General features: G+C 60.8%; 26 protein-coding genes and 2 tRNA genes. 12 read left to right on the top strand and 16 right to left on the bottom strand.

The window, feature by feature from the left end; genetic code table 11:
- The first annotated feature begins 107 nt into the window (after positions 1–107).
- Entirely contained in the window at positions 108–1,067 is a 960-nt protein-coding gene (locus tag P3T21_RS14405) for a fumarylacetoacetate hydrolase family protein (protein ID WP_429256596.1), read from the top strand.
- A gap of 64 nt (positions 1,068–1,131) precedes the next feature.
- Here the strand turns inward: P3T21_RS14405 and P3T21_RS14400 are convergent, their stop codons facing one another.
- Complete coding sequence (locus P3T21_RS14400; RefSeq protein WP_429256595.1) at positions 1,132–2,007, bottom strand: helix-turn-helix domain-containing protein; 876 nt, start codon at positions 2,005–2,007, stop codon at positions 1,132–1,134.
- 244 nt (positions 2,008–2,251) lie between these two features.
- Between P3T21_RS14400 and P3T21_RS14395 the strand changes: the two genes are divergently transcribed.
- Positions 2,252–3,202, top strand: coding sequence for an alpha/beta fold hydrolase (locus P3T21_RS14395; RefSeq protein ID WP_429256594.1), 951 nt, complete (start codon positions 2,252–2,254; stop codon positions 3,200–3,202).
- A gap of 23 nt (positions 3,203–3,225) precedes the next feature.
- Here P3T21_RS14395 and P3T21_RS14390 read toward each other — a convergent pair whose 3' ends face one another.
- A complete protein-coding gene (locus tag P3T21_RS14390) occupies positions 3,226–3,414 on the bottom strand; it encodes a hypothetical protein (protein WP_429256593.1) in 189 nt (62 codons plus the stop codon).
- Positions 3,415–3,656: 242 nt separating this feature from the next.
- Positions 3,657–3,848: a hypothetical protein gene (locus P3T21_RS14385; RefSeq protein WP_429256645.1), complete on the bottom strand. Its 192-nt coding sequence runs from the start codon at positions 3,846–3,848 to the stop codon at positions 3,657–3,659.
- 275 nt (positions 3,849–4,123) lie between these two features.
- Here P3T21_RS14385 and P3T21_RS14380 point away from each other — a divergent pair, with 275 nt between their 5' ends.
- Positions 4,124–4,318, top strand: coding sequence for a hypothetical protein (locus P3T21_RS14380; RefSeq protein WP_429256592.1), 195 nt, complete (start codon positions 4,124–4,126; stop codon positions 4,316–4,318).
- Between the two features lie 89 nt (positions 4,319–4,407).
- The gene (locus P3T21_RS14375) at positions 4,408–4,686 is read left to right on the top strand and encodes a YciI family protein (RefSeq protein WP_429256591.1); all 279 of its coding nucleotides are present in this window, start codon (positions 4,408–4,410) and stop codon (positions 4,684–4,686) included.
- Here P3T21_RS14375 and P3T21_RS14370 read toward each other — a convergent pair.
- Positions 4,668–5,084, bottom strand: a complete 417-nt coding sequence (locus tag P3T21_RS14370) for a hypothetical protein (protein ID WP_429256590.1) — start codon at positions 5,082–5,084, stop codon at positions 4,668–4,670. The two genes, P3T21_RS14375 and P3T21_RS14370, sit on opposite strands and share 19 nt — an antisense overlap.
- Positions 5,085–5,089: 5 nt before the next feature.
- Here P3T21_RS14370 and P3T21_RS14365 point away from each other — a divergent pair, with 5 nt between their 5' ends.
- On the top strand, positions 5,090–5,386 hold the full coding sequence (locus P3T21_RS14365; protein WP_429256589.1) for a superinfection immunity protein: 297 nt from the start codon (positions 5,090–5,092) through the stop codon (positions 5,384–5,386).
- Positions 5,387–5,573: 187 nt separating this feature from the next.
- Here P3T21_RS14365 and P3T21_RS14360 read toward each other — a convergent pair whose 3' ends face one another.
- On the bottom strand, positions 5,574–6,476 hold the full coding sequence (locus P3T21_RS14360) for a LysR family transcriptional regulator (protein ID WP_429256637.1): 903 nt from the start codon (positions 6,474–6,476) through the stop codon (positions 5,574–5,576).
- A 199-nt stretch (positions 6,477–6,675) separates the two neighbouring features.
- Here P3T21_RS14360 and P3T21_RS14355 point away from each other — a divergent pair, with 199 nt between their 5' ends.
- Positions 6,676–7,212, top strand: a complete 537-nt coding sequence (locus P3T21_RS14355) for a carboxymuconolactone decarboxylase family protein (RefSeq protein ID WP_429256588.1) — start codon at positions 6,676–6,678, stop codon at positions 7,210–7,212.
- 60 nt (positions 7,213–7,272) lie between these two features.
- Here the strand turns inward: P3T21_RS14355 and P3T21_RS14350 are convergent, their stop codons facing one another.
- On the bottom strand, positions 7,273–9,039 hold the full coding sequence (locus P3T21_RS14350; protein ID WP_429256587.1) for an FAD-dependent oxidoreductase: 1,767 nt from the start codon (positions 9,037–9,039) through the stop codon (positions 7,273–7,275).
- A 71-nt stretch (positions 9,040–9,110) separates the two neighbouring features.
- Positions 9,111–9,467, bottom strand: coding sequence for an NAD(P)-dependent oxidoreductase (locus P3T21_RS14345; protein ID WP_429256586.1), 357 nt, complete (start codon positions 9,465–9,467; stop codon positions 9,111–9,113).
- 61 nt (positions 9,468–9,528) lie between these two features.
- On the opposite strand from P3T21_RS14345, the gene P3T21_RS14340 reads away from it, so the two are divergent.
- The gene (locus P3T21_RS14340) at positions 9,529–9,723 is read left to right on the top strand and encodes a hypothetical protein (RefSeq protein WP_429256585.1); all 195 of its coding nucleotides are present in this window, start codon (positions 9,529–9,531) and stop codon (positions 9,721–9,723) included.
- A gap of 119 nt (positions 9,724–9,842) precedes the next feature.
- Positions 9,843–10,613, top strand: a complete 771-nt coding sequence (locus P3T21_RS14335) for a TauD/TfdA dioxygenase family protein (protein ID WP_429256584.1) — start codon at positions 9,843–9,845, stop codon at positions 10,611–10,613.
- A gap of 88 nt (positions 10,614–10,701) precedes the next feature.
- Here P3T21_RS14335 and P3T21_RS14330 read toward each other — a convergent pair whose 3' ends face one another.
- The 6 genes from P3T21_RS14330 to P3T21_RS14305 all read right to left on the bottom strand — a co-directional run bounded on the left by P3T21_RS14330 (position 10,702) and on the right by P3T21_RS14305 (position 16,092).
- Complete coding sequence (locus P3T21_RS14330; protein WP_429256583.1) at positions 10,702–10,947, bottom strand: hypothetical protein; 246 nt, start codon at positions 10,945–10,947, stop codon at positions 10,702–10,704.
- 251 nt (positions 10,948–11,198) lie between these two features.
- Complete coding sequence (locus P3T21_RS14325; protein WP_429256582.1) at positions 11,199–12,401, bottom strand: MFS transporter; 1,203 nt, start codon at positions 12,399–12,401, stop codon at positions 11,199–11,201.
- Between the two features lie 266 nt (positions 12,402–12,667).
- Positions 12,668–13,624 (bottom strand): AEC family transporter, encoded by a 957-nt coding sequence (locus P3T21_RS14320; protein ID WP_429256581.1) that lies wholly within the window; start codon positions 13,622–13,624, stop codon positions 12,668–12,670.
- Between the two features lie 76 nt (positions 13,625–13,700).
- Positions 13,701–14,570 carry an alpha/beta fold hydrolase gene (locus P3T21_RS14315; RefSeq protein WP_429256580.1) on the bottom strand — a complete coding sequence of 290 codons (870 nt, stop codon included), beginning with the start codon at positions 14,568–14,570 and terminating at the stop codon, positions 13,701–13,703.
- 2 nt (positions 14,571–14,572) lie between these two features.
- Complete coding sequence (locus P3T21_RS14310; RefSeq protein WP_429256579.1) at positions 14,573–14,902, bottom strand: DUF4148 domain-containing protein; 330 nt, start codon at positions 14,900–14,902, stop codon at positions 14,573–14,575.
- 254 nt (positions 14,903–15,156) lie between these two features.
- Positions 15,157–16,092, bottom strand: coding sequence for a LysR family transcriptional regulator (locus P3T21_RS14305; RefSeq protein WP_429256578.1), 936 nt, complete (start codon positions 16,090–16,092; stop codon positions 15,157–15,159).
- Between the two features lie 251 nt (positions 16,093–16,343).
- On the opposite strand from P3T21_RS14305, the gene P3T21_RS14300 reads away from it, so the two are divergent.
- From P3T21_RS14300 to P3T21_RS14290, 3 genes are all read left to right on the top strand, one after another.
- Positions 16,344–16,910 carry a carboxymuconolactone decarboxylase family protein gene (locus P3T21_RS14300; RefSeq protein ID WP_429256577.1) on the top strand — a complete coding sequence of 189 codons (567 nt, stop codon included), beginning with the start codon at positions 16,344–16,346 and terminating at the stop codon, positions 16,908–16,910.
- Positions 16,911–16,953: 43 nt separating this feature from the next.
- On the top strand, positions 16,954–17,496 hold the full coding sequence (locus P3T21_RS14295) for a 2,4'-dihydroxyacetophenone dioxygenase family protein (RefSeq protein WP_429256576.1): 543 nt from the start codon (positions 16,954–16,956) through the stop codon (positions 17,494–17,496).
- A gap of 123 nt (positions 17,497–17,619) precedes the next feature.
- On the top strand, positions 17,620–18,435 hold the full coding sequence (locus tag P3T21_RS14290) for an alpha/beta fold hydrolase (RefSeq protein WP_429256575.1): 816 nt from the start codon (positions 17,620–17,622) through the stop codon (positions 18,433–18,435).
- Between the two features lie 937 nt (positions 18,436–19,372).
- Here P3T21_RS14290 and P3T21_RS14285 read toward each other — a convergent pair.
- The 3 genes from P3T21_RS14285 to P3T21_RS14275 all read right to left on the bottom strand — a co-directional run bounded on the left by P3T21_RS14285 (position 19,373) and on the right by P3T21_RS14275 (position 20,611).
- A complete protein-coding gene (locus P3T21_RS14285) occupies positions 19,373–20,092 on the bottom strand; it encodes an integrase arm-type DNA-binding domain-containing protein (protein ID WP_429256574.1) in 720 nt (239 codons plus the stop codon).
- 142 nt (positions 20,093–20,234) lie between these two features.
- Positions 20,235–20,319, bottom strand: a tRNA-Leu gene (locus P3T21_RS14280).
- Between the two features lie 205 nt (positions 20,320–20,524).
- A tRNA-Leu gene (locus P3T21_RS14275) sits at positions 20,525–20,611 on the bottom strand.
- 270 nt (positions 20,612–20,881) lie between these two features.
- Here P3T21_RS14275 and rnr point away from each other — a divergent pair.
- A complete protein-coding gene (rnr, locus tag P3T21_RS14270) occupies positions 20,882–23,374 on the top strand; it encodes a ribonuclease R (protein ID WP_429256573.1) in 2,493 nt (830 codons plus the stop codon).
- Positions 23,375–23,582 lie beyond the last annotated feature (208 nt).

Raw genomic sequence — 23,582 nt, 5'->3', positions numbered from 1 at the left:
TCGCAACCGCCAGCGCGCTGCCGGCGCCATCGACGCACATGGGGCACTGCGCCGCCATTCAGACTGCAAACCCTGCTATTTAACCGAACGCAAAGACACGCTCGCTCATGAAGATTATTGCTTACTCCGACGATAGCCGCATCGCGCTTGGAATCGTCACCAGCCCGACCCATTTCGTTGCTGTCTCCGACATCGCCCCGGACCTTCCAGCCAGCCTCATTTCAATCCTGGAGCAGGAGGATGGGCTAACGCGGCTGCGGCTGGCGGCAGAAGGACGGCAGGGCGATCGGGCGCTCGCCGACGTCACACTCAAGCCCTTCCTGGACCGCCCGAACGCGATGTGGGCACTGGCGTTGAACTTCAAGAGCCATATCGCGGAAACGGGACTTCAAACGTCGATGGAATTTCCCCACCTTTTCATGCGCACGGCTGCGTCCTATGTCGGCGCCGGCGAGCCGATTCTGGCGCCGCCGGAATCCGTTGCACGCGCGTTCGACTATGAGGGCGAACTAGGTGTCGTCATCGGCGCGCCTGGTCGTTATATTCCGGTGGAGCGAGCGCTGGAACATGTGGCGGGTTACACCTGCCTCAACGAAGGATCGGTTCGCGAGTTCCAGATGCACAATCGTCAATTCGGCCTCGGCAAGAATTTCGAAGCATCCGGGTCCTATGGGCCGTGGTTGATGACCCGTGACGAGTTTGGCGATCCTGCCACGCACACTATCAAGACCCGCATCAACGGTGTCGTTCGTCAGAGCGCACCGCTCGACGATATGTTGCTGGGCGTTGCGCAAGTGATCAGCTATCTCAGTCAGGGCTATCGTTTGCGGCCCGGCGACCTGATTGCAATGGGAACGCCCGGCGCGTTGAAACCTCAGCCGGATGATGTCGAGGGCCACGATCTCTCGCGTCAGTACGGTCCCTTTCCGACACCGGGACTGGTGCATATGCGGCCGGGAGACTGGGTCGAGGTCGAGATCGATGGACTAGGCGTTCTCGGCAATCCGGTAGTCGCCGACACGTCCAACAGTGAAAGTAGTTACGTAGTAGAGAAGTCCGCAGCCTGATTCCGGTGACAACAATCGTCGCTTTCGGAGGGTGTGGGGATCGTTCGGGGCCCTACACCCCCGTTCAGCCGTGCTGATTGTCCAGCGTCACCGAATGCCTGCGAAACTCACTGGGTGGCACGCCCATGTGTTGTGCGAAGAAACGGGTGAAGTGGCTGTGTTCTTCGAACCCTAACTCTTCGGCTACATCGGAAAGCGGTTTATCGCTAGCGCCAAGCAACTGGATCGCATGCGACATGCGGACCCAATCGATATAGTGCTGCGGTGAAATGCCCATGCACAGTCGGAATTGCTGGAAGAATCTCGACCTGGACAGGCCGACTTGAGCCGCCACCTGGGCAACGGTGGGATTCGTCACTGACGCGTGCTTGATGAAATCCACCGCTTTGCGGATGCGAAAATCGATCGGCCTGCCTGACGGGATGATGCCGGCCGTCAACGCGGGTTCGGCAAAATCCCGACCGAGTGCGGTCACCAGATCAGCAAGAATGGGCATGCAACTGTCGTCGTTGGCGACCAGGTGGTTGGTGATCGCCGCAGCGATACGATCCACGTGATGCCGCACGTCCGGCGTGACGACGACCTCGGCTTTCGGGAAAATGCTCGCGATACCGTTTTCAGCGAGTTTCAATTGCTGGCGCAGCCAGGGTGCTTCGATCACGAGCGAAAGGATCAGGGAAGGCTCGCCGTCGCTGCTGCTTTTCGAGTGCTCGACCCAGGGATTCAGACAGATGGCCCGCTCCGCGGTAAGCGCGCATTCGTCTGCGCCGATGCGGAAATTGCAATTGCTTCCGCCAAGCTTGAAAAGGAACTGGTATTGGGAGTGAGCGTGAGCGACAAGCGGACGGCTAATGAAGTTCACCGTTGCTCGCCCGAAACTTCCTTGCAGAATCCAGACGGGCTTGTCTCCATCAATTGGTACTGTCGTCATACCCAACATTTCTCCACGTGGAACGAGGCAGTGCATTACGCTTTGCCGGATTCCATGAATAAAAAAAGACGCTTCGGTCGGCGGCAAGATCTTGCGGCAAGCCAGTCGATTGAAAACTCTCGTAGACGTCACTTAATCAAAAGTAAGGAGTGCGGTCAATGGGTAGAAACGTGTGTTCTGACATGCGATGTATCCGATCGCCTTGACACGCATGGGGCCGTGATGAGATGCGTATGAACAGGCTGTTGCGTGTGTGCCCGTTCAACGCGGAGGTCTCGGTTGTCTACGCCTGAATAGCCTGATCTGCGCGAAGAATTCTGGACGATTCGACAAGCAATCGGCTCTTACGGTCAGGTGTTCCAGCGAAGGTCGGCTTATATTGAATCCACCGTGTTATTCGAAAGTAGGGATCGGTATGCCGTTTTTTGAACGAGAAGGGATACGCTTCGCATACGATGAGTTCGGCCTTCCCGGGGCGCCTGTCGTTGTCTTCAGTCATGGCTTCCTCATGGACGGTGACATGTTCCAGCCGAACATTGCGGAACTAACGAATGAATTCCGTTGCGTCGTTTGGGACCAGCGAGGTTTCGGTGCAACCGGAGCCGCGACCCGGGCGTTCAGCTACTGGGACTCCGCGAGGGATCTCATTGCCTTGCTCGATCATCTGGAGGTTGCCTCGGCATCGCTTGTCGGCATGTCTCAAGGCGGATTTATATCGATGCGTGCAGCGTTGCTGGAGCCGGATCGATTTCGGGCAATCGCCCTGATATCGACAAGAAGCGATGTCGACTCCGAAGCGGTTCGGCAGTCTTTTGAAGAGCTGAAAGCGGAGTGGGTACGTAACGGCGCGAAAAATGTCGCGCAGAATCTGTCAGCGTTTCTGTTCGGTCCCGAGTACGCGGCATCGGCATGGATCCGGAAATGGATGAACGCTAGCGCGGATCACTTCGAACATCCGGTTAATGCCCTTGTCTCCAGGGACGACATCACGCCGCGCCTTGCGGAGATTACGCATACGTCGATCGTGTTCCATGGACGCGACGACGCCGCCATCAGCCCTGACTGCGCAGAGGCGCTCGCCGCCCGGTTGCCGAACTGCAAAGATCTTGTTCTGGTCGACCGAGCGGGACATACACCGAATTTGACGCATGCCGATATTGTGAATCCGCTGTTACGCGATTTCCTGCTTCGCTATGCGCGCTAAGGCGAGGCACGCGCTCCTCGAGCTTACTTGCTGCCCGGAACGGTCTGATTGTTGTCCCGTGGTGCCTGAGCCGATGTATTTTGATCCGCGCTGGGCGGTTGATAGCGGGTGTGTTCGTGATCGTGATTCACATGCATATGCTCACTGGCAAAGGCCGGCGTAAAAAGGGAAATGCTTAAAACCACGACCGCGAAAAACGCAGTGACATTCATGATGATCCTCTCCGCTTGATCTGAATCGCGTCGGTTTAACGCCGTTTACATTCTATGCACGACGAGGGTCGGCGGAAACCCGTGAGTGGCTCGATCTAAACGATCGCATTTAATTCATTCGTTTTATGGACAACAAGTTGGCCGTGTCATCGATATAGGCGATGATTTCGTACTCGATTGGATTGGCCGAAGCCCTCGTGGCGAGTTGCGCTGAGGTTTTACGTTTGATCCAGTGAGTCATGTCATTGCACGCGCTGTGCGGCAAGCCGTTCATCGAATACGACAACCCCTACGACGTTGGCATAACCGGGTTGATCGGCTTTAGCTCCGGTTGTCACGCGATGATGTCGTGCGATCCGCTCCTCCTGCTGGGCTGCGATTTCCCGTATCGCCCGTTCTCTCCGCTGCCAGATCTCGTCGTTTTTCAGCGGCATCGAGCGGGCCCCAGCAAAATCGGATCATTCGGTAAGCCATAGGACATGCAGCGCATCCAGTTACGTCGCAAGAGATTGATACTGCATGAGTTTTCCGGGCGTAGAGGTCGTTCTGTGTCCACGTTATTCGAGAGATCTGGCCATGGTTCAATTCGGCATTGCGTCCCGGAAGGTCATCGCAACCCTCTGCCTCAGTTTTGCGCTGCTTAACGCGGACGCTGCTTTCGCGCAGGGCGTCCGATGCGCTCATCGCGTCGGCCTCCAACGCGTCTGGTGTGTCCACGCAGAGGCAGATTCGCAAGGCACAGCGAAAGGCCGCCCGTGCCAGGAAGAAGGCTGAGCTCAAAACGCTCGAGAAGAATGGCTATCAGTCGGGCGGCGACCTGACCGGCTATCCACAGAATGTGCAGAACGCAGAGCGCAATGCGGCGCCCAAGCCGGCCAGCACATTGCCCGCTTCAGCACACTGAAGCGATTAACCAATTAACCGGACGGGATTTTTTGTGCTGCTCAGCAGGTGCATATCAATCCCGTCCGACTTTGATAGGAACTCAAAATCATGCATTGGATTGTTTTCTGTACCGATAAGCCTGGTGCCTTGGCCCTTCGCGAAGCCAACACCCCGAAGCATCGCGCCTATCTGGAGAGCGGGCCGATCACGCTTGTCACATCCGGGCCATTGGTAGACGACGCTGGCGAAAACAAGATCGGTAGCTTCTTTCTTGTGGAAGCGCAAACACGCGGCGAAGTCGAGGCATTCAATCGTAATGACCCGCTCTTCGCCGCTGGGATCTGGGACGAAGTCAGAATTCATCGTGTTCATCGCAGGGTGGGGTGACGCAGTAAGATTGGCGCATTCAGTCCTCGAGTAACGGAAAGAAAATGACCGCGTGACCGTGGAGTCGCGGCATAGGACGGCCAATTCCAGGAAGTGTCCGTTGCCAAAATCAAATACCGCGACGCCATCGCGCGACGCAATACAGATATCCGGCGGGACCAAAACCGCAGGCCCGGAGGCTGATGGAAACCGGCGCCGGACGGCGGGATGAATACACGCACCAAGGCTCCAGTGGCACGATCATATTCACGGATACTCGTCACGGCATCGGGTGCGCGAAACGGAAACTCACTGGATACAAGGATGTTTCCGCTGGGCGCGATGGTCAGATCCAGCGGGCTCACAGCGTCGTCGGTGATGAATCGCTGCGCCAGCGGCACGCCGTCTGCATCGAACACCGCAATTGTGTTTCCGCCTTCGCCACTCGCTCCGATGCCCGAGGCCAGATAAATCGTCCCGTCTAGACGCGCTGACCATCTTCCTGATCAACCTCGCTCTGGGCTGGAACGTGGTCGGCTGGTTTGCCGCTCTCGTCCTCGCGCGTCGCCGCGTCGGCGAAATGCGCCTGTCGCGTATCGCCAGGCGCAGCCGTCAAAAGGCAGCGCGTTCGACTATCGACAGAATTATGATTCACGCCCATGATTGCCCGATTTTCGAGCATGGTGCGGAGAAAGCCCGATGCGTGATGTTGGGTTCCTGAGCCTCACAGGAGGCCGTTGCCCATGCCCAAGTGCGGGCGGCATGGCGAAGTGTCACCGCATGAGCATGAGGCAAACGCGGTGCCCGGCTACGCGATAGCAGCGCATCTCGCGCATGAAACGCCCGGCGGCGCCAATTGCAATTCCATCCAGACCGTTCTGGATCCACTCGCGCCCGAGCGTTTTAGTCTAGTTCAGAGGACCAGCGCCGAAGCCCAAGGTATCTACGAGAAAGTTGAGGAACGCGCGTGTTTTGGCGTTGACCATGCGGCCCGCGGAGAATACGGCCCAAAGCTCAACGGGGGGCAGACGCCAGTCGTTCAGCACTGAGCAGACCTCACCGCTCTTCAGTTCGGGAGAAAACATCCATTCGGATACGACGGCCAGGCCGAGATTGGCGAGAACCGCCGCGCGCAGGCCTTCAGCCGCCGTGATGGCCACGCGCCCCGATACCACGACGGCCAATTCCGAACTGCCGCGCCGAAACGTCCACGTGGTGCCGCCACCGCGCTGGCTATAGACAATTGCCTGATGCGAAGGGAGGTCCGCTGGAGAAGCGGGAATTCCCGCGTGTTCGAAGTATGCCCGCGTTCCGACAACCAGACGCGGGGCCTCGCCGATCTTGCGTGCCGTCATGCTCGAGTCCTCAAGTTGACCGATGCGCAACGCGATGTCGATGCCTTCTTCGCGCAGATCGACGTTGCGATCGTCGAGCACCAGGTCAATGTTGAGCTCTGGATGGGCTTCGAGGAACCGTCCGATGGCCGGCACGATATGCAGCCTGGCAAACGTAACAGGGGCGCATACGCGCAGGCGTCCCGTGAGGTTGCTTCCGGCCCCGCGGGCGGCGAGCTCTGCTTCCTCTGCCTCCTCGATCGCGCGCTTTGCGCGACCGTAGAACGCCTGGCCCGCCTCGGTCGGCGTCAGCCCGCGCGTGGAGCGCAGCAACAGGCGCACCGAGAGACGTTCTTCGAGTAGTGCGATGGCCTTCGAAACGGCAGGCTGCCCTACATTCAGTAGGCGCGCGGCACCTGAAAAGCTACCGGACTCCACCACGCAGACAAACGTTTCCATCGCTGTTAGCCGATCCACGGCAGTCTCCTCACTGGGTGAATAGTAGGAGCACCCGCGTTCCTGCATCAGTCCAATCGGGCACGACAAGCGCTCCAGGCAGAAGCGCCCCCGGGTGATACTAACGAGCATTTTATTGATCCGGATGGGGCTGATCAAGATCACGCTGCAGGCTTAAAGTGCGGCTCCTTACCAACCTGAGAAAGAAAGGAGTTTCACCATGAGCCGTATCACTGTTCCCGCTATCGAGTCGGCGACCGGCGCAACTGCCGAAGTGTATGCCGAAGTCAAGAAGCTTGCTGGTGGTGTGCCGAACCTGTTTGCCGCGCTGGGCGCACTGTCCCCGCAGGTGCTCAAGGCAGTACTGAATGCGGAAAGCGTGCTGGGCGCCGGCACCCTGAGCAAGCAGGAACTGGAGACGATCAAGTTGCTCGTGAGCGAGCTCACCGGTTGCGACTACTGCGTCGCCGCGCACACGGTGATTGGCAAGATGACGGGGCTGTCGGCGGAGTCGCTGCGTCAGATCCGTGCCGGCGAGCCGACGGGGGATGCCCGCCGCGACGCGCTGGCGCGCTTTGTGCGGCAAGTGCAGACGACGAGCGGCACGATCAACACTCAGCAATACGAAGCGATCCGTGCGGCGGGCTACAGCGAGACGCAACTTGTGGAGATCACCCTGGCGATCGCACTGACGGTGTTCACAAATACGTTCAACCGTATCAACGACACGGACCTGGATTTCCCACCGGTCCGCTAACGCCACGAGGTCCGGACGCCTTAACCCGGCGTCCGGGCTCCGGTAAAAAGCGGGTATCCATCAGGTGTGCGTTGCGTTCGCTTTCGAAAATTGCCGTTGCGCGCTGAGAAACTGGTGGATCTGTGCGATTACGGCGGCTCCTTCGCCAACAGCAGCGGCGACCCGTTTGGTCGAGCCGGCGCGAGCATCACCGATGGCAAATACGCCGTCGACACTGGTTTGCAGCGGAAGCTGCCGGATCACGCCATCATCGATATCGGCTCCCGTCAGGACGAATCCCTTGCGGTCCAGCGAAACCCCGCATGAGCGAAGCCATCCGGTATTGGGTTCCGCACCCATAAATATAAAAAGGTTGCGGCACAGGATCGACGCTTCAGTTTCCGAAATACGGCAGCGGTAACGAATCTGTTCGAGCCGTTCGCTGCCCTCGAGCGCGGTGATTTCCACGCGCGGATGCAGTGTCACGTTAGGCAACGACATGACGCGTTCATTCAGATACCGCGACATGCTCAGGTCGAGGCTCGCGGCGCGGATGAACAGATGAACGTGCGCGGCAAAAGAAGCCAGGAAGACGACGGCTTGCCCGGCGGAATTGCCACCGCCTACGACCAGTACCGGTTCGTTGCGGCAGAGCTTTGCTTCGATCGGCGTCGCCCAATAATAGACGCCGTGACCCTCGAATTGCGCGAGTCCGTCGAAAAACGGGCGGCGGTATTCCGCGCCGCTTGCGATGACAACGGAACGTGTCATGATGTGCCGGCCGTCGGCGAGCTCGACGGCAAGGGGGCGCTTGCTGCAATGGAGCGCTTTGACTTCGCACGGAATCCCGATATGCGCCCCGAACTTCTGGGCTTGATGGAAGGCCCGGCCGGCCAGCGCCTGGCCAGAGATACCAGTGGGGAACCCCAGATAGTTTTCTATGCGCGCGCTGGTGCCGGCCTGGCCGCCCGGCGCCCTGCAATCGAACGCGGCTGCAGAAAGACCTTCCGATGCCGCATAGACGGCCGCTGCGAGCCCTGAAGGCCCCGCGCCGACGATCACGACGTCGTAGACGTGTGCGGGATCGAACTCGGGCATCAATCCCAGGCATGAGGCGAGTTGCAGCTCGTCGGGATTGCGCAGCAACGCGCCGTTTGGACAGATCACGAGCGGGAAATCATCGAGCCCGGGGGCGAGTCGCTCGACGAAGGCGACCGCTTCCGGATCATGCTGGGCATCGAGCGCAACATGCGGATGCCCATTTCGCCGCAGGAAATTGCACAGTGACACCATGCGGGGATTGTCGCTTGCGCCGACGAGAACCGGTCCATCGCCTCGTTCGATCGCGGCCACGCGTCTGAGAATGAGGGCGCGCGTTAGCCGTTCGCCGAGTTCGGCCTCGGCCACCATCAACGCGCGCAATCCTTCCGCGGGGAGCACGAGTGCTTCGAGATCTTCGAGCACGCGTGCATCCACGAGGGCAGTCTTGCCGGACAGCTGGCCTATGTCGGAGCTGAATTCTCCGCGCTGCATTCTCGCGCGCACGACTCGCTCACGTCCCAGGCCGTCTCGACCGATGACGCGTACCGCGCCGGAGAGGAACACGAACATGCCGGGACTCACGCTCCCCGCGCGGTACAAATAGTCACCCGCAGGACAACGACGCATCGTTCCGAAGCGCCGCATCCTGTCGATGTCCGCATCGGTCAGCGTGGGATAGAGTTGATAGTAGCGAGGGTTTCCCCGCACGCTGGGATCCTCGCTGCTCAAGTCGTTCGGGGCTCCGTTCGAACTGAATTCGTCATCGCGAGGGGATGCACCGCTGTCCGGGTGGGAGTCGCTATTCATCGTGATCCTCCTGGCGGCGGGTTCCGCTCAATCGGAGATAGCCATGTTACGCCTCGTGACAGCGTTGCGCTTCATGGCCGCGAACGATGTTTTTTGACCGTATCGCCGTCGAATGTCCGGTACAGCTTCTTCGACACATAGCCGATATGTGGCGTGGCGAGCACATCGGGCAGCTCGCGCAACGGATGGGGATTTTCAAGGGACTCGACGTCGTAGACGTCCAGCGCCGCGCCGGCGATCCGATCCGTCCTGAGCGCGTCGAGCAACGCGGTACCGTCGACTATGGGGCCGCGAGAGGTATTGATCAGGCGGCTCGTCGGTTTCATCTTCGCCAGCTCGGCGGCGCCAACGAGGTGATGCGTGCGTGCACTGAGGCGCACGTGAATGGAGAGGAAATCGGAGATCCATTGCCGGCCATCGATCCACATCTTTTCGCCGTTCCGTGCGGCGCCGGGGGAAGCGTATCGGGCGATACTCGACGGAACCGGTATGACTTTCGGCGTGCTCGTCCAGATCAGCGTCTACGGGACCGATGGAAGCCGCCGTGCATCGGTGTTTGCCCACCGCTCCCTGGCGATTGCCGCCTTGTACGGTGCTCATCCCTGGAGGATTCAGATGGCCACGATGAAAGCAACCGAATTCGTGAAACCTGGTCCCGCAGCGCGGCATTGCCCCCAGGAATGAATCATATGCCGCGCCCGGCACTACTCGGCTGACCTCCCCCTCGCTAGCATGTCCTGCATCGACTCGCGGTCGCATTCCAACGGCAGAGGCCTGGAACGGCTGGCACAATCGGAGGGGCGATGAAGATCACGGCGATGAATATGGGCTTTGGAGCGCACGTCGAGGAGGCCGACCTGACCGCGTTGACGCAAGACGATGTGGACGGGTTGCGTACGGCGCTTCTCGAGCATGGCTTGCTGGTCATCCGGAATCAGAAGCTTCCGCCTGCTGGGCAGGTCAGGATGTCAGAGGTCTTTGGCACGCTCGAGACGTTTTCGCCGGGCGAAGGACAGTTGGCCGAATATCCGCAAATCTTTCGCGTGGCCAGCCGCCCCGCGGAAGGTCATACGAACGTTGGCCGCTACTGGCATTCCGACGGTTCGTTCCGTGCAGAGGTCACGCCTATCTCGATCTGGTATCTGGTCGCGCAACCGGCCAATGGTGGCGAGACGCTTTTTGCCGATCTGCGGGAGGCGTACAGGGCGTTGCCGGATGAGAGGAAGCACACAATCGACGGCCTCGTCACGCTGCATCGAAACGGGATAAAACATCCGCTCGTCATGCGGCATCCTGCGACACGCGAGCCGTCGCTCTACTTCAACGTCGGCCTTACCGGCAGCGTCGTGGGCTACACGCCCGAACAGTTCATGGCGTTGCGGACCGATCTGAACGATCACCTCTCCCGCGCAGGTGCCGCTTACGTCCATCACTGGCGCGAAGGCGATGTCGTCATTGCCGACAACTTCCGGGTTGCCCACCGCGCTACGCCGATCTCGGTGGATCAGCATCGCATTCTGGATCGAACGACGATACGGGCGGATGGCGTGTACTGGGGCAAGGCTCAGATCTGAGGGACCTTGGCCCGTGGACGTGCCGGCCCGCGCAAAATCTCCATCTTGCCGACGACGCGCCGCGCGCTCTGCGCAATGCGGCGCGCCGTTATCGCCGAGTTAACAATCGGCCTCCGGGAACGAACCCGACTCCGTCGGCGGCAAACGCGGAGCCGCCTGGAAGAGGTGCGATGCCGGGCCTCAGGATCGGCGTGCCAACGCCGTCGAGGTCGGGAGGAAACGCGGCAACGTCGTCGTTGAACGCGCCGAACGGCGCGCCATCGCCCGAGAAGGCCAGAAGCTTGCCATATCCGTTTCCGTTGGATCCGGATGCGCTCGCCACCACTATCTTCATGTCGCCATTCCTGTCGCGGATTGATCGCCCCGGTATCGCCTTCATCATCGCGGCAAGCGGCGGGCCACAACAGGCCGTCATGGGCATAACCGGCTTTCATCGCAGGCATGGATTGCCGGATGCCGTTCTCTTCTGCGACCCGCGGCGCCTCGGGCATAGCCTGCATCGTTGCGGCGCAGCCTGCTACGAGGACCGCTACCGGGCAGGCGCGCGGCCTCGCACCTTGCGTAGCGCTCGAGCGAGGTCGTTATTTATTGAGCGGGCTTTTCGGCAAACAGAAATCGGCTGAGTGCGAGCAGCGGGAACAGCATGCCGACGACCGTGACCCAAGTCCAGCCGCCGTGCTTGTACAGCGTGCTCGCGATTGCGGAGCCGACGGCGCCGCCGACGAACACGCTCGTCATGTAGATCGAGTTCAGACGGTTGCGGCTCTTTGGATCGAGCTGGTAAATTTCGCGCTGGCCCAGGACCAGGTTCATCTGCACCGCGAAGTCGAGCAGCAGGCCGGTGCCGACCAGCCCGAACACGCCGAGGCCCGGAACCAGCATGGCAGGCAGGTAGCTGATCGCCGCCAGCGCGAGCGCGAACGCCGTTGCGCGATGCGCGTGGCCGGCGTCGGCGAGGCGCCCGGCGATGGGCGCGGACGTCGCGCCCATCGCGCCGACCAGCGAGAACACGGCGACCGCCGTCTGCGACAGGTGGTAGTGGTTCATCAGCTCGATCGGCACCGCGGTCCAGAACAGACTGAATGAGCCGAACATCAGTCCTTGGTACAGCGAGCGCTGGCGCAGCACCGGCAGCGTCGCGACGAGGCGCTCAAGCGAACGGATCAGCTGCAGATAGCTTGCCGAATGGTTGGGACGCCGGCCCGGTAGCGTCAATGCCAGCAGCACCGTGACGAGCGTCATCACGACTGCGCCGAAGCCGAATACCGCGCGCCACCCGAACTGCCCGGCGATGGAGCTCGAGATCGGACGCGAGAGCAGAATGCCGAGCAGCAGCCCGCTCATGATCGTGCCGACCACGCGGCCGCGCGTCTCGGCCGCCGCGAAATGCGCGGCGAGCGGAACCAGCAGTTGCACCGTAACCGACGTGAAGCCGATCAACAGCGAGATCCCGAGAAAGAGACCCGGCTCGTCCAGCGTAGCGGCGGCAGCGAGACTTGCAATCGATAGCACGGCGCTGATGATCATCAGCCGCTTGTTTTCGACCAGGTCGCCGAGCGGCACGAGGAAGAACAGCCCGGCGGCGTAGCCGATCTGCGTGAGCGAGACGATCAGGCTCGCGGTGCCTTCGGACATGTGCAGGTCGGGCGCAATCAGCGAAATGATGGGTTGCGCGTAGTACAGGTTCGCGGCGATCACGCCGCAACTGAAGGCGAACAGCAGGATCAGGCTGCGCGCCATCGTCGGCGCGGTGCCGGAGCGGGCCGGGAAAGCGAGGTTCGTGCTCATGGGGCTCTGTCTCGTATCGGGTTGACGGGCAATGTGTGACGAGCGCCTGCCGCTACTTGCGATAACGACAGGCTGCGAATCAAGTGCAGGGGATGGCGGAATTTTCGATGCATTTGCGGCAGGGCAGAAGACAGGCTCGGGCAATAGACTTCATTCCCGGGCGGAATATCGACACGTTCGCAGAAGGGCGATTTTTCATGGGGAGCGTCATCGTTCGCGTGATCGCGTCACACAGACCTGCTTTCAAGCACGACGACTGCGGCGCGCTACAGGTGCCCCAGCAAGACGATGGTGCCGCTCAGCGTCACGGCGGATAGCAGGCTCGAAGCGACAAGCGTCGTTCCCGCAGACGCGTCGCTGACACCGTACGGCAAGCCAAAGAGAATGCCGAAAGACCCGCAGGGGATCGCCGCGAGCAGGATCGCCTGTCCAGCGATAGCTTTCGGCACGGCTAGCAGGCTGACGAGCGCCAGTGCAATCAGCGGTTGCACGACGTTACTCAACAAAACGCCGAAACCCGCCTGCGCGTCGAGCTTGAACGGCTGCGCCGCAAGCACAAGCCCGGTCGAGAACAACGCCAGACCGGCCGTCGTGCTGCCAATGATGTTGAGCGATTGGGATAGCAAATCCGGCAACGTCCACCCGCAGACCGATGCGAGTACACCTGCAATCGGAGCGAGTACGACCGGTTTGAGGAACGTGTTGCGCAATGCCTTGGCTAACAATCCATCCATTCCCTGAGACTCGTTCGACGAGACGGGCGCCGCAGGACGCGCACGTTCGAGCAGAATGAGCGCGGCGGGCGACATGACGACTGCCGCCGTCGTGACGGCGATGGCGACCGTAAGGTCGCTTTCGGGGCCATACACCGCACGCAGTAACGGCAGGCCCACCGACGCGAAATTCGGCATGCCGATCGTGACGGCCCTCACGGCGGCGTGGGCGAGATCCGATTTGAACACCACGCGCGAAACCAGCAACGAGGCGAAATAGGGCACCAGCATCACGCCGACCAGCACCGCGATCAGCACGGCATGTTGCGCAAGACTCGTCCGCTGCATCTTCGCGGTGTAAAGAAAAAGAGCGAACGGCAGCGCATAGTCGACGAGCATCGTATTGATCGACGACAGCGGCAGCGCTCCTTTTTTGATTCTCCCGGCAAAATATCCCGCTCCCATCGAGAACAGGAATGGGATCAGCGCACTTACGATTTCGGAAGTCATGATGGTTACCCTGTGTGCAGGCCGGACGAAGCGTCGCGAACACGCCATGGCTGGCCGTGCTCGCGACGGATTGGCTTCAGCCTTTCCAGTCCTTGAGAAAGTCGACCAGAAGTTGATTGACGATTTCCGGCTGTTCTTCATGCGGCAAATGGCCGGCACGCGGAATGGCGTGCGTGACGACGTCGCGCGCCATGCCTTTCCACACGCTCGGCATGTCGAACAACTTGCCTACCGCGTAGAACTCCGCGCCCCACAGGGCGAGCGTCGGGGCTTGGATCAGCACATCGGCGTCTATTTTGTCGTGAGCGACATCGACCGCGTTGGCACGGTAGTCCGCCATTGCGCCCCGCACGGCACCCGGTGCTTCGTATGCGCGAACGTAGGTCTCGAACGCTTCGCCCGAGATCGCGTGCGGGTTGTAGGACCAGTCGGAGAACAAGTGTCGCAGCCATGCACGCTCGTTGCCCGCGATCAGCGTCTCCGGCAGATCGGGAACCTGATGGAACAGGAAGAACCAATATGCGCGCGCGATCTGTGCGTTGATTGACTGGGCGACGATGCGCGTCGGCACGTTGTCCATGACGACGAGGCGATCGACCACCTCCGGATGGTCCTTCGCAAAGCGCGTCGCGACCCGCGCACCGCGATCGTGGCTCACGAGCGCAATACGCTCGATCGACAGTTCGCGCAGGAGCGCACGCAGATCGTTCGCCATCGTGCGCTTGTCGTAGCCGCCGGCGGGCTTTTCCGTTTCGCCGTAGCCGCGCAGATCCGGTGCGATCACGCGGTAGTGCTGCGCGAGCACGGGGATCTGGTGTCGCCATGCGTAGTGCGTTTCCGGAAAGCCGTGCAGCAGGACGACGGGGGCGCCTTCGCCCGCCTCGACAAAGTGCTGGCGGATGCCGTTCGCCGTAATCGTGTGATGCGTGACCTCGAGATTGCTCATGATCAGCTCCCGAAATAGACGGGCTGCAAACCCGGGATCGCGGGGGCAGGGGCGGTGCGGCTGCCGGACGAAGTCTTGCCGGACACCGGTGCGCCGTAGCCGCTGTCGGCTGCGCCGCCCGCGTGCGAGACGTTGCGGGCCGCGACGCGCTGTTGCGCGGCGAGCAGTTCGGACGGATACGTGGCGTCGGACGTCGTGCCGCGATAGCCCGCCTGCTGCAGTTCGAGTAGCTCTGCCCGTACCTGCGCGCGCGTGACGCCGGATTGAGCGAAGGCTGCGACAGGGAGGGCCGTCGTGGCCGTGAGCAGTGAAGCAATGAGGACGCGTTTCATGATCGATTCTCCAAGAAAAGATCCGGTCAGCGCGTTCAATGGGGTGAACGTCTACCGGTTGGGAATCAGTCTATCGGGCGGTATCCGCGCAATTAAGCCGGTGGCGCAGATAAAGATTTTTGATGGCGCTGCACGGAATCCGCATGCGTGCCTTTTGAGTGGCGGCCGCGGGCAGTGTCAGGCGGCAGGGCCGCGGCAGCCGCAAACCGGGGTCGAGAAAGCCATCCGCGTTGCGTGGCCCGCGCCGCAGGGCTTCAGGTCTGCAGCGAATCCGCGCGGGCCAGCGCCTCGATGCGCTCGATTGCGTTATTCAAGGACGACGAGAGCGTCGAGCGCAGGTGCTCGAGCAGCGTGCGCACCTTGGCATCGAGATAGCGGCGCGAGGGGTAGACCGCGAACACGGTGAACGGCCTGAGACGACAGTGCGGGAGCACGCGTACGAGCTTGCCGTCGACAAGATCGTCAACGGCGGTGTAAGTCGCGAGTGTGCCAATGCCGGCCCCCAGGAGGAGCGCTGCCCGCATCACATCGGGGACATTGACCTGGAGCGGCGACTTCGCAATCTTCCAGATCTGAACGTCCGCTTCGCTTTCGATATGCCATTCGTCGGGCGGCGACACGGGCGATTCGAGCATCAGCAACGTGTGGGCGCTTAGTTCGTCGCGCGTGCGTGGCGTGCCGTGCCGTTTCAGATAGTCCGGCGAGGCCACCATGACTGCGTACGCCGCGCCGAGCGGCTGCGCGACGTACACGGAGTCGGGAAGCTCCGTGGCAGAAATCAGCGAGAGGTCATACCCCTCCTCGACCAGATTGGGCATGCTTTGTTCGATCTTCAGTTCGACGAAGACATCGGGGTACGCGTTCCGATAACTGGTCAACGCCGCGGCCACCATGCTCTGCGCGAGGCCTGGCGCGCAATGCAGCCGCAACCTGCCTGTTGGAGACACGCCTGCGCTGCGAGCCTCGTCGGTTGCCGAGTCGATGGCTGCGAGAATCGCCTTGGCGCGCTCGTAGAAGCGTCCACCGGGTTCGGTGACAGAGAGGTGTCGCGTCGTGCGATGCAGCACGACGGTCTGCAACTGTTGCTCCAGCGCCGTGACTGCACGCGAAACCTGCGCAGCCGTCACGTTGTTCTCTTTCGCGACGGCGGTGAAGGAACCGGTTTCGACCACGCGGACGAATATTCGCATACTGCTGACGATATCTGACATTCTGTTCCCGCACGGTGAGAGCACCCATTTTTTCCGGAGCGCCGGCTCGGAGCCGACCTTTCTCAATGTGCTGCCGCTTTCTGGCGCAATCTGACTGACATCAGGCGTGGCGGGCGCATTGAACGTCTTATGCCTGCCAGGAATGGATGTTATGTGCCTCGAAGGTCTTCTGCCGGCGTGACGCCGCGCGCATCATCTGGATACCACGAATTTCCCGTTTGGAAAAGATCATGAGCACGTTCCCGTCGTACACGATTGAGACCGCACCGGCCGCTTCGAAACCCGCCCTGGAAGACGCGAAAAAGACCTTTGGCTTTGTGCCGAATCTCCAGTCTCACATGGCCGAATCGCCCGAGCTCCTTGCCGGCTACTCCGCCCTCTGGGACCTCTTTGCCAGGAGCACGCTTACCCCGCATGAGCAGCAGGTCGTCTACCTGACCTCGAACTTCGAAAACAATTGCCATTACTGTATGGCCGGCCATTCGGCACTTGCCCGGATGATCAAGATGGATCCCGCTGTCATCTCCGCGCTGCGCGATGGAGAGCCTCTGCCTGATCCGAAGCTTGAAGCCCTGCATCGCTTCACGACGATTGTCGTACGCGAACGCGGCTTTGCTTCTGACGCAGATGTCGAGGTATTTCTCGCCGCCGGCTTCACGCGCCAGAACGTGCTTGAAGTGATACTCGGAGTTGCCACGAAGGTCATGAGCAACTATACAAACCACATCGTACATACGCAGTACGATCCGTTCATGAAGGGCAACGAGTGGACGATGCCGGTAAAGTCCGCCGCCTGACCCGTGCGCACGGTGCGCCGATATCTTATGGAGGTCCCGTAGCATGACCAGCACAACTGCAAGAAAGCCTGATGAGCGTGCTATCCCTTATCAGCTGCCTCAACCTCCTGACATGTCACCCGACATCGTGCATTTGGGCATGCTCGACAAATGGCTGGAGGACGATAACCTTTGGGTGCCGATGACGCCGACTGTTTCGTTCAAGCCGCTGCTTCTCAGCGCCAGCCAGGGCTACTACGTCAATCTGCTTAGAGTGCGCCAGTCCGGCGTGCTCTCGCGCCACCGCCATACCGGGCCTGTGCACGCGATCGTTCTGAAAGGCAGATGGTATTACCTCGAGCACGACTGGGTTGCGGAGCAGGGTGGCTACGCACACGAGCCGGCAGGCGAGACGCACACCTTGTACGTGCCCGAGGACGTAAAAGAGATGATCACGTGGTTCCACGTCACGGGCGGGTACACCTACGTCGATCCCCAAGGCACGGCAGTGGGATACGAAGATGTGTTCACGAAAATCGAAGCGGCTCGCAGGCATTACGAAGAGATCGGCCTCGGCGCCGACTACGTAAAGCAGTTCATTCGCTAAGCGTATTCGTTATGTGCGAATTTTCGGATGCCGCGAAAGCACGAACGAAGATGTGCCTATGCGCGGCGGCGGCCGGGCACCTCGATCGCCCGACACCACGGGCTGCAACGGAGGATTTTCACCATGGAACGAAGAACTGTTGACGTGGCTGGCGTACCGGTCAGCTACCTGAGCGCTGGCGACCCGGCAGGATCCGTCTTGTTGTTGCTGCACGGCACCTATTGGAGCCGGGTATGGCAGCCGGTGCTAGACGACCTGGCCGCCGCCGGATTACGCCCCATCGCGGTAGATTTCCCTGGCTCCGGCCGCTCGGGTGGCGAGCTGACGATTGCGGATGCCTCGATTCCCGCTTTGGCGGCCTGGCTGCCGCGCTTCCTGGATGCGCTCGGTATCGTGGGACCGGTGGGCGTCGCAGGGCACGACATTGGCGGGGGCATTGCGCAGCAGGTGCTGGTCGATGGGAAGATAGAGGTCAGCAAACTCGCACTCGTCAATGCAGTGATGTTCGATTCGTGGCCGGTGCCCGGCGTTGCCCGGTTCCGCGATCCGGCGGTGGCCGCTGCGACGACGACGGAGGATATCCTTGCTGCCCGTCGCAAGTCAGTCCTCACGGCACTGGCCAGGCCAACAACGGAAAGCGAGGTGACCGAGTATCTCGAACCCTGGACGGACCCGCGCGTTGCACGGTCGTGGCTTGCCTTTGCCGGTGCCGCGGACAATCGTTACACGATGGAGTTGTTGCCGCGCCTTCGCGCGTCGCAGACGCCAAAGCTGCTCGTCTGGGGCGAAGACGACAGCTTCCAGCTCGTCGAGCAAGCGGAGCGCTTCGCCAAAGAGATCCCGAACACGCAGCTTGTCCGGATTCCCAAGGCGGGCCACATTCCCATGGAAAATGACGCTGTCGCAGTGGCTCGTGCGTTGGCTGGGTTCTTCATGTGACGCAGCGCAGCAGGCACGAGCGGTTGTCGCTTGCCGGTCCGTTCATCGCAATTGAACAGCAAGAAACGGAGTGCCTGTACCGATCTGCTGCGCTAGCTTGAGCATTCGATCCCGCACTAGCCGAGGTCGTCGGACGACGCGCGGCGCGTCCGAACCACACCTATCTCGCAGGCGCCCGACATGCTAATTCTTTCATCCTCATCGCGCTCGCCTGTCTTTCATCGACTGGAGTTCGACCATGTTGCCATTTCTCTCGCTTCACGCTCTTGCAGCACAACGCGGCGACGGACTGCGCCCTGAACTTCTCGCCTTGTTCGAACGCCATGTCAGATTGGAGACTGGTCTGGCTGCCATCATCGAACCTGTCGAAACAGAACTCCCTTGCCAAGCGGTGGACGTTGTTCCCAAAGTCCCTGTGGCGCCGTGCGGGGCCGATGAGTCTTCGGCGGAGGTCTCATGCCGCTGCGAAAGCGGACAGCGGGAAGCGAGTTCTGGGTGACCCAAACGGGTCCCTTCTCGGACGCCATATCATGGGGCTGACGTAGTCGAGTATGGGCCGGCGAGCATTCTAAAAGCGGACCCGTTGACAACCTCTTTCATCCCAGCGCGCCTGGTAGCCAAGTGGCGGCCTTGCAAGCGGGTCAACTTCGGAGAAGCACATTCAAAAATGTTGATTCTTGGCACTTACGGTGCGGCGTTGCGGGACAAAGAAAATGGCCAGTGTCAGCGGTTATCGACGCCTGAGTAATGTTTTGCAAGGAAAAACCAGCAGCAACCGTTGCGTCGCATGCGTGGCCGTTTCTGTTGCGCAGAATTCGGCTGGAAGCCTTGAACTACTGTCGCCGGTTGCCCGAAAAACGCAACAGTCCCAAACATACCAGTGTCGAGGCCATTTCTTTTATGCAAAATTCCAAAATAGCAGAACAGTGAAGGCTTCTCAGCCTCTCAACTCCGCTCCAGACGGCGAGCTATTCCGCCGGCCACGAAAAAAGTTCGCCATATTCTCGTTGGTCTGAGTGATCACATTATCGGAATACGCAACAAAATACCGACCGACGCGAGAGCGCTTGTTGACAAGCGCAAGGTTAGTACGGCGGCGACCATGTTTATCTAGTGGAAGTACGTTGCGCATGGCGCCCAAAATCGGCGGTAGCCTGGGCGCATGAGAGGCAATCGCTTCGAGTACGGGCTTGACCTCTGGCGTGGCAAGCGTCGAAATGGGCTTGTTGCGGAGTGCGGGAGTCAGGTATTCGCGCACGACAAACTCCGCCTTCCGGTAGGTTTCGTCCGCCCATTCCTTGCGTTTGAAGTCGAGCCAGCGCTGGGCCACGAGATGGAAGGCGCCTTCGGCCACGCGTTTGCGGGCGATGGACTCGGCCTGGCGATATGCAACCGGATCGATGCCTTCGCGTACGAGATTGCGTGCGGTAGTGGCCGACCGTCGCGCATCAACAAGCGTGATATCGGGGTAGGGGCCGAGGCTGAGGAAGTTCTCCTTGCCCGTGCTCGGTCGTCGGTAGCGGAGCAGCCAGGTCTTGCTTCCATCCGGCCAGACGCGTAAGGCGAGCCCATTCCCATCCGTGAGCAGATAGGGGCGCTCGCGGGGTTTGGCAACACGAAACACCACTTCGGACTTGGGTTCGACGCGTTTGGGCATGGCTTGGCACCTCGATTCCGTGTATACGCAAAAATAGTCGATGCCAGTGGAACGCACAGGAACTGCAGGCAACAAAAAACCCCGTAAGACGTTGATCTTACGGGGTTTCTCGGACTTCTTCAGCTTGCGCCGGAACAACTGTTGGTGCCCAGGAGAGGACTCGAACCTCCACACCTTGCGGCGCATGGACCTGAACCATGTGCGTCTACCAATTCCGCCACCTGGGCACATCTCAAGCTAGATCGCTATTTTAACGGGTTGATGCACTGTGTCAATCAGAACGACACAATCAATTACAACCCGCATTACTGCATCCGCTTTTAACCCTGAAACCCTGAAACCCTGAATTAAACCGCTTCGAACGCGGCGTAAAACAGGCGAAAGGCTTTCACAAAAAAAGAAAACCGCCCGAAGGCGGTTTTCTTTTGAATCTGGTGCCCAAGAGAGGACTCGAACCTCCACGGTGTTGCCACCGCCAGGACCTGAACCTGGTGCGTCTACCAATTCCGCCACCTGGGCAGGTGGGTGTGCAGCAAAGAACGCAATTATAGCGGGCCGAATAATCGTGTCAAGCATTTTGCGACAGCCCGGCGCGAACGCGGCAGCGCCTTGCCGCGCAAGGCTGCAAGGGCCGCGTGGCGCGCGAGACGGATGTTAGAATGCCCCGCAGAAGTTCGTTGGCACGGGGAACGCGCCCGCCGGGCAATCTGCACGAACCGCGTCAAGGCAGTGGCAACGCAGTAACTGGCATTGAATTGCAGGCGCAGCACAGAAGCGCATCATCGACCGATGTCCACGCAACGAGAAAAAATCATCGACAAGCCCTTGAGCAAATATCCGTATCCGATTCCGAGCCGCGAAGAAATTCTCGGCGTGCTGCGCACGAGCGAAACGCCGCTCGCCGCGAATGACATCGCTGAGGCACTGTCGATCAAGCGCCAGGAGCGCGAAGGTTTTTTCAAGCGCCTCGCGGCGATGGAGCGCGACGGGCAGATCCGTCTCGACCAGCGCGGCCACTATCAGCTGACCCATCCGTCAAACTTTGTCGCAGGCCGCGTCCAGGGCCATCGCGACGGCTACGGCTTTCTTGTCCGCGATGACGGTCAGGACGATCTGTTCCTGCCCACCGGCGAGATGCAGAAGGTCATGCATAACGACCGCGTGCTTGCGCGCATCGTCGGTTACGACCGGCGCGGCCGGCCCGAAGGTCATATCGTCGAGGTCACGGATCGCGCGAACCGTCGCGTGATCGGGCGTCTCCTGAACGAGAACGGCGCGCTGATCGTCGCGCCCGAAGACAAGCGTATCGGCCACGACATCCTGATCACGCAGAACACGAAAAAGGCGAAGGTCGGGCAGGTGGTGGTCGTCGAGCTGACGGATTTTCCGAGCCGTCACTCGCAGCCGCTTGGCCGCGTGGTCGAAGTGCTCGGCGACATCGACGATCCGGGCATGGAAATCGAAATCGCCGTGCGCAAGTACGGCGTACCGCACGAATTCAGCCAGGCCGCGCTCGATGATGCCGCGAAGCTGCCAGACGAAGTGCGTCCGTCGGACATCCGACATCGCATGGATCTGCGCGATGTGCCGCTCGTCACGATCGACGGCGAAGACGCGCGCGACTTCGACGATGCCGTGTACTGCGAGCCGATCACGGTCGGCCGCGGCGAGGGCTTCCGCCTGATCGTCGCGATTGCGGACGTCTCGCATTACGTGCATCCGGATAGCGGCCTCGACGTCGATGCGATCGAGCGCAGTACGTCGGTGTATTTCCCGCGTCGCGTGATTCCGATGTTGCCGGAGAAGTTGTCGAACGGATTGTGTTCGCTGAATCCGCACGTCGATCGGTGCGTGCTGGTGTGCGATATGGTCATCACCGCGCGCGGCGAGATCAAGGCGTACCAGTTCTATCCGGGCGTGATGCATTCGGCTGCGCGCCTGACGTACACCGAAGTCGCCGCGGTGCTGACCAACACGAAGGGTCCTGAGGCGGCGCGCCGCGCGGCGCTGCTGCCGCAGCTGCAGAACCTGCATGGCGTGTACAAGTCGCTCTTCACCGCGCGCCAGAAGCGCGGCGCGATCGACTTCGATACGACCGAGACGTACATCGTCTGCAACGCGCAGGGCAAGATCGAGCAGATCGTGCCGCGCACCCGCAATGACGCGCACAAGCTGATCGAAGAGTGCATGCTGGCGGCGAACGTCTGCGCAGCCGACTTCATGAAGCGCAACAAGCACGCGGGTCTTTACCGCGTGCACGCCGGGCCGACTGCTGAAAAGCTCGAGAACCTGCGTACGTTCCTGCGCGGCATGGGTCTTTCGCTCGGCGGCGGCGACACGCCGCACGCAAGCGACTACGCCGCGTTGATGGCGCAGATCCGCGACCGGCCCGATGCCCAGATGCTCCAGACGATGCTGCTGCGCTCGATGCAGCAGGCCGTCTACAGCCCGGACAATATCGGTCACTTCGGGCTTGCGTATGAGGCGTACGCGCACTTTACGAGCCCGATCCGTCGTTATCCGGATCTGCTGACGCACCGCGCGATCTACGCGGTCCTGCAGGGCCGCAAGTATCAGCCGGGCGCGCCGCATGGCGTCACGCTGAACACGGCGCTGTCGCCACGCGCACGGGCAATGCAGCAGGCCGACGACGAAAAGCGCAATCGCAACCGTTCGAACACCGCGATCTGGGAAGAGCTGGGTCTGCACTGCTCGGCGAACGAACGGCGCGCCGACGAAGCGTCGCGCGATGTCGAAGCATGGCTCAAGTGCTATTTCATGCGCGACAAGCTCGGCGAAGAGTACGGCGGCATGGTGAACGGCGTGACGTCGTTCGGCATTTTCGTGCAGCTCGATGCGCTCTTTATCGAAGGCCTCGTGCATGTGACCGAACTGGGCTCCGACTACTTCCAGTACGACGAGATCAAGAACGAACTGCGCGGTGAGCGTACGGGCATTCGCTACCGTCTGTCGGATCGCGTGCGGGTGCAGGTGAGCCGCGTCGATCTCGATGCACGCAAGATCGATTTCCGTCTGGTGCGCGATACGCCGATCAAGGCGCCGTCGAGCCGACCCGTGATCTCCGAAAAGTCAGGTGCGGATGGCGGTCCGCGTGTGCGTTCGCTGCCGCCAGCCGAAGGTGGCCGTCGCAAGAAAGCCGCGCCCGCAGCGAGTGCGGCGGTGAAGGAAGCGCGCGATGCGCGCGGCGCGTCGAGAAAGCGCAGTGCTTCGTCATCGTCGGCGAAACCTGCATCGAAGACGCAGGCGCGCAAGAAGCGTTAAGGCGGGATCGACCTTTTGCGTAGCAGAAGGTCGATGCGCCGAAAGTAGTGTGCAGCGCGCAACGGGCTCATCATCGAATGCCGGTTGCGCGTTGTCTGTTTTTCCGGCTCCCGGTTACGGGTTTCCGTTTTCTGTTTTTCGTTTTCAGCACGCACTCTGTCGACGTGCCATTCACGCGCGTTCACAGGCGCATTCGAAGCGCAACGCA

Origin of the sequence: Paraburkholderia sp. GAS334, from assembly GCF_050436625.1 — a bacterium.
Taxonomy (GTDB): Bacteria; Pseudomonadota; Gammaproteobacteria; order Burkholderiales; family Burkholderiaceae; genus Paraburkholderia.
Note: the sequence above shows the minus strand (reverse complement) of the source record. Positions and strands in the feature narration are given on the sequence as shown.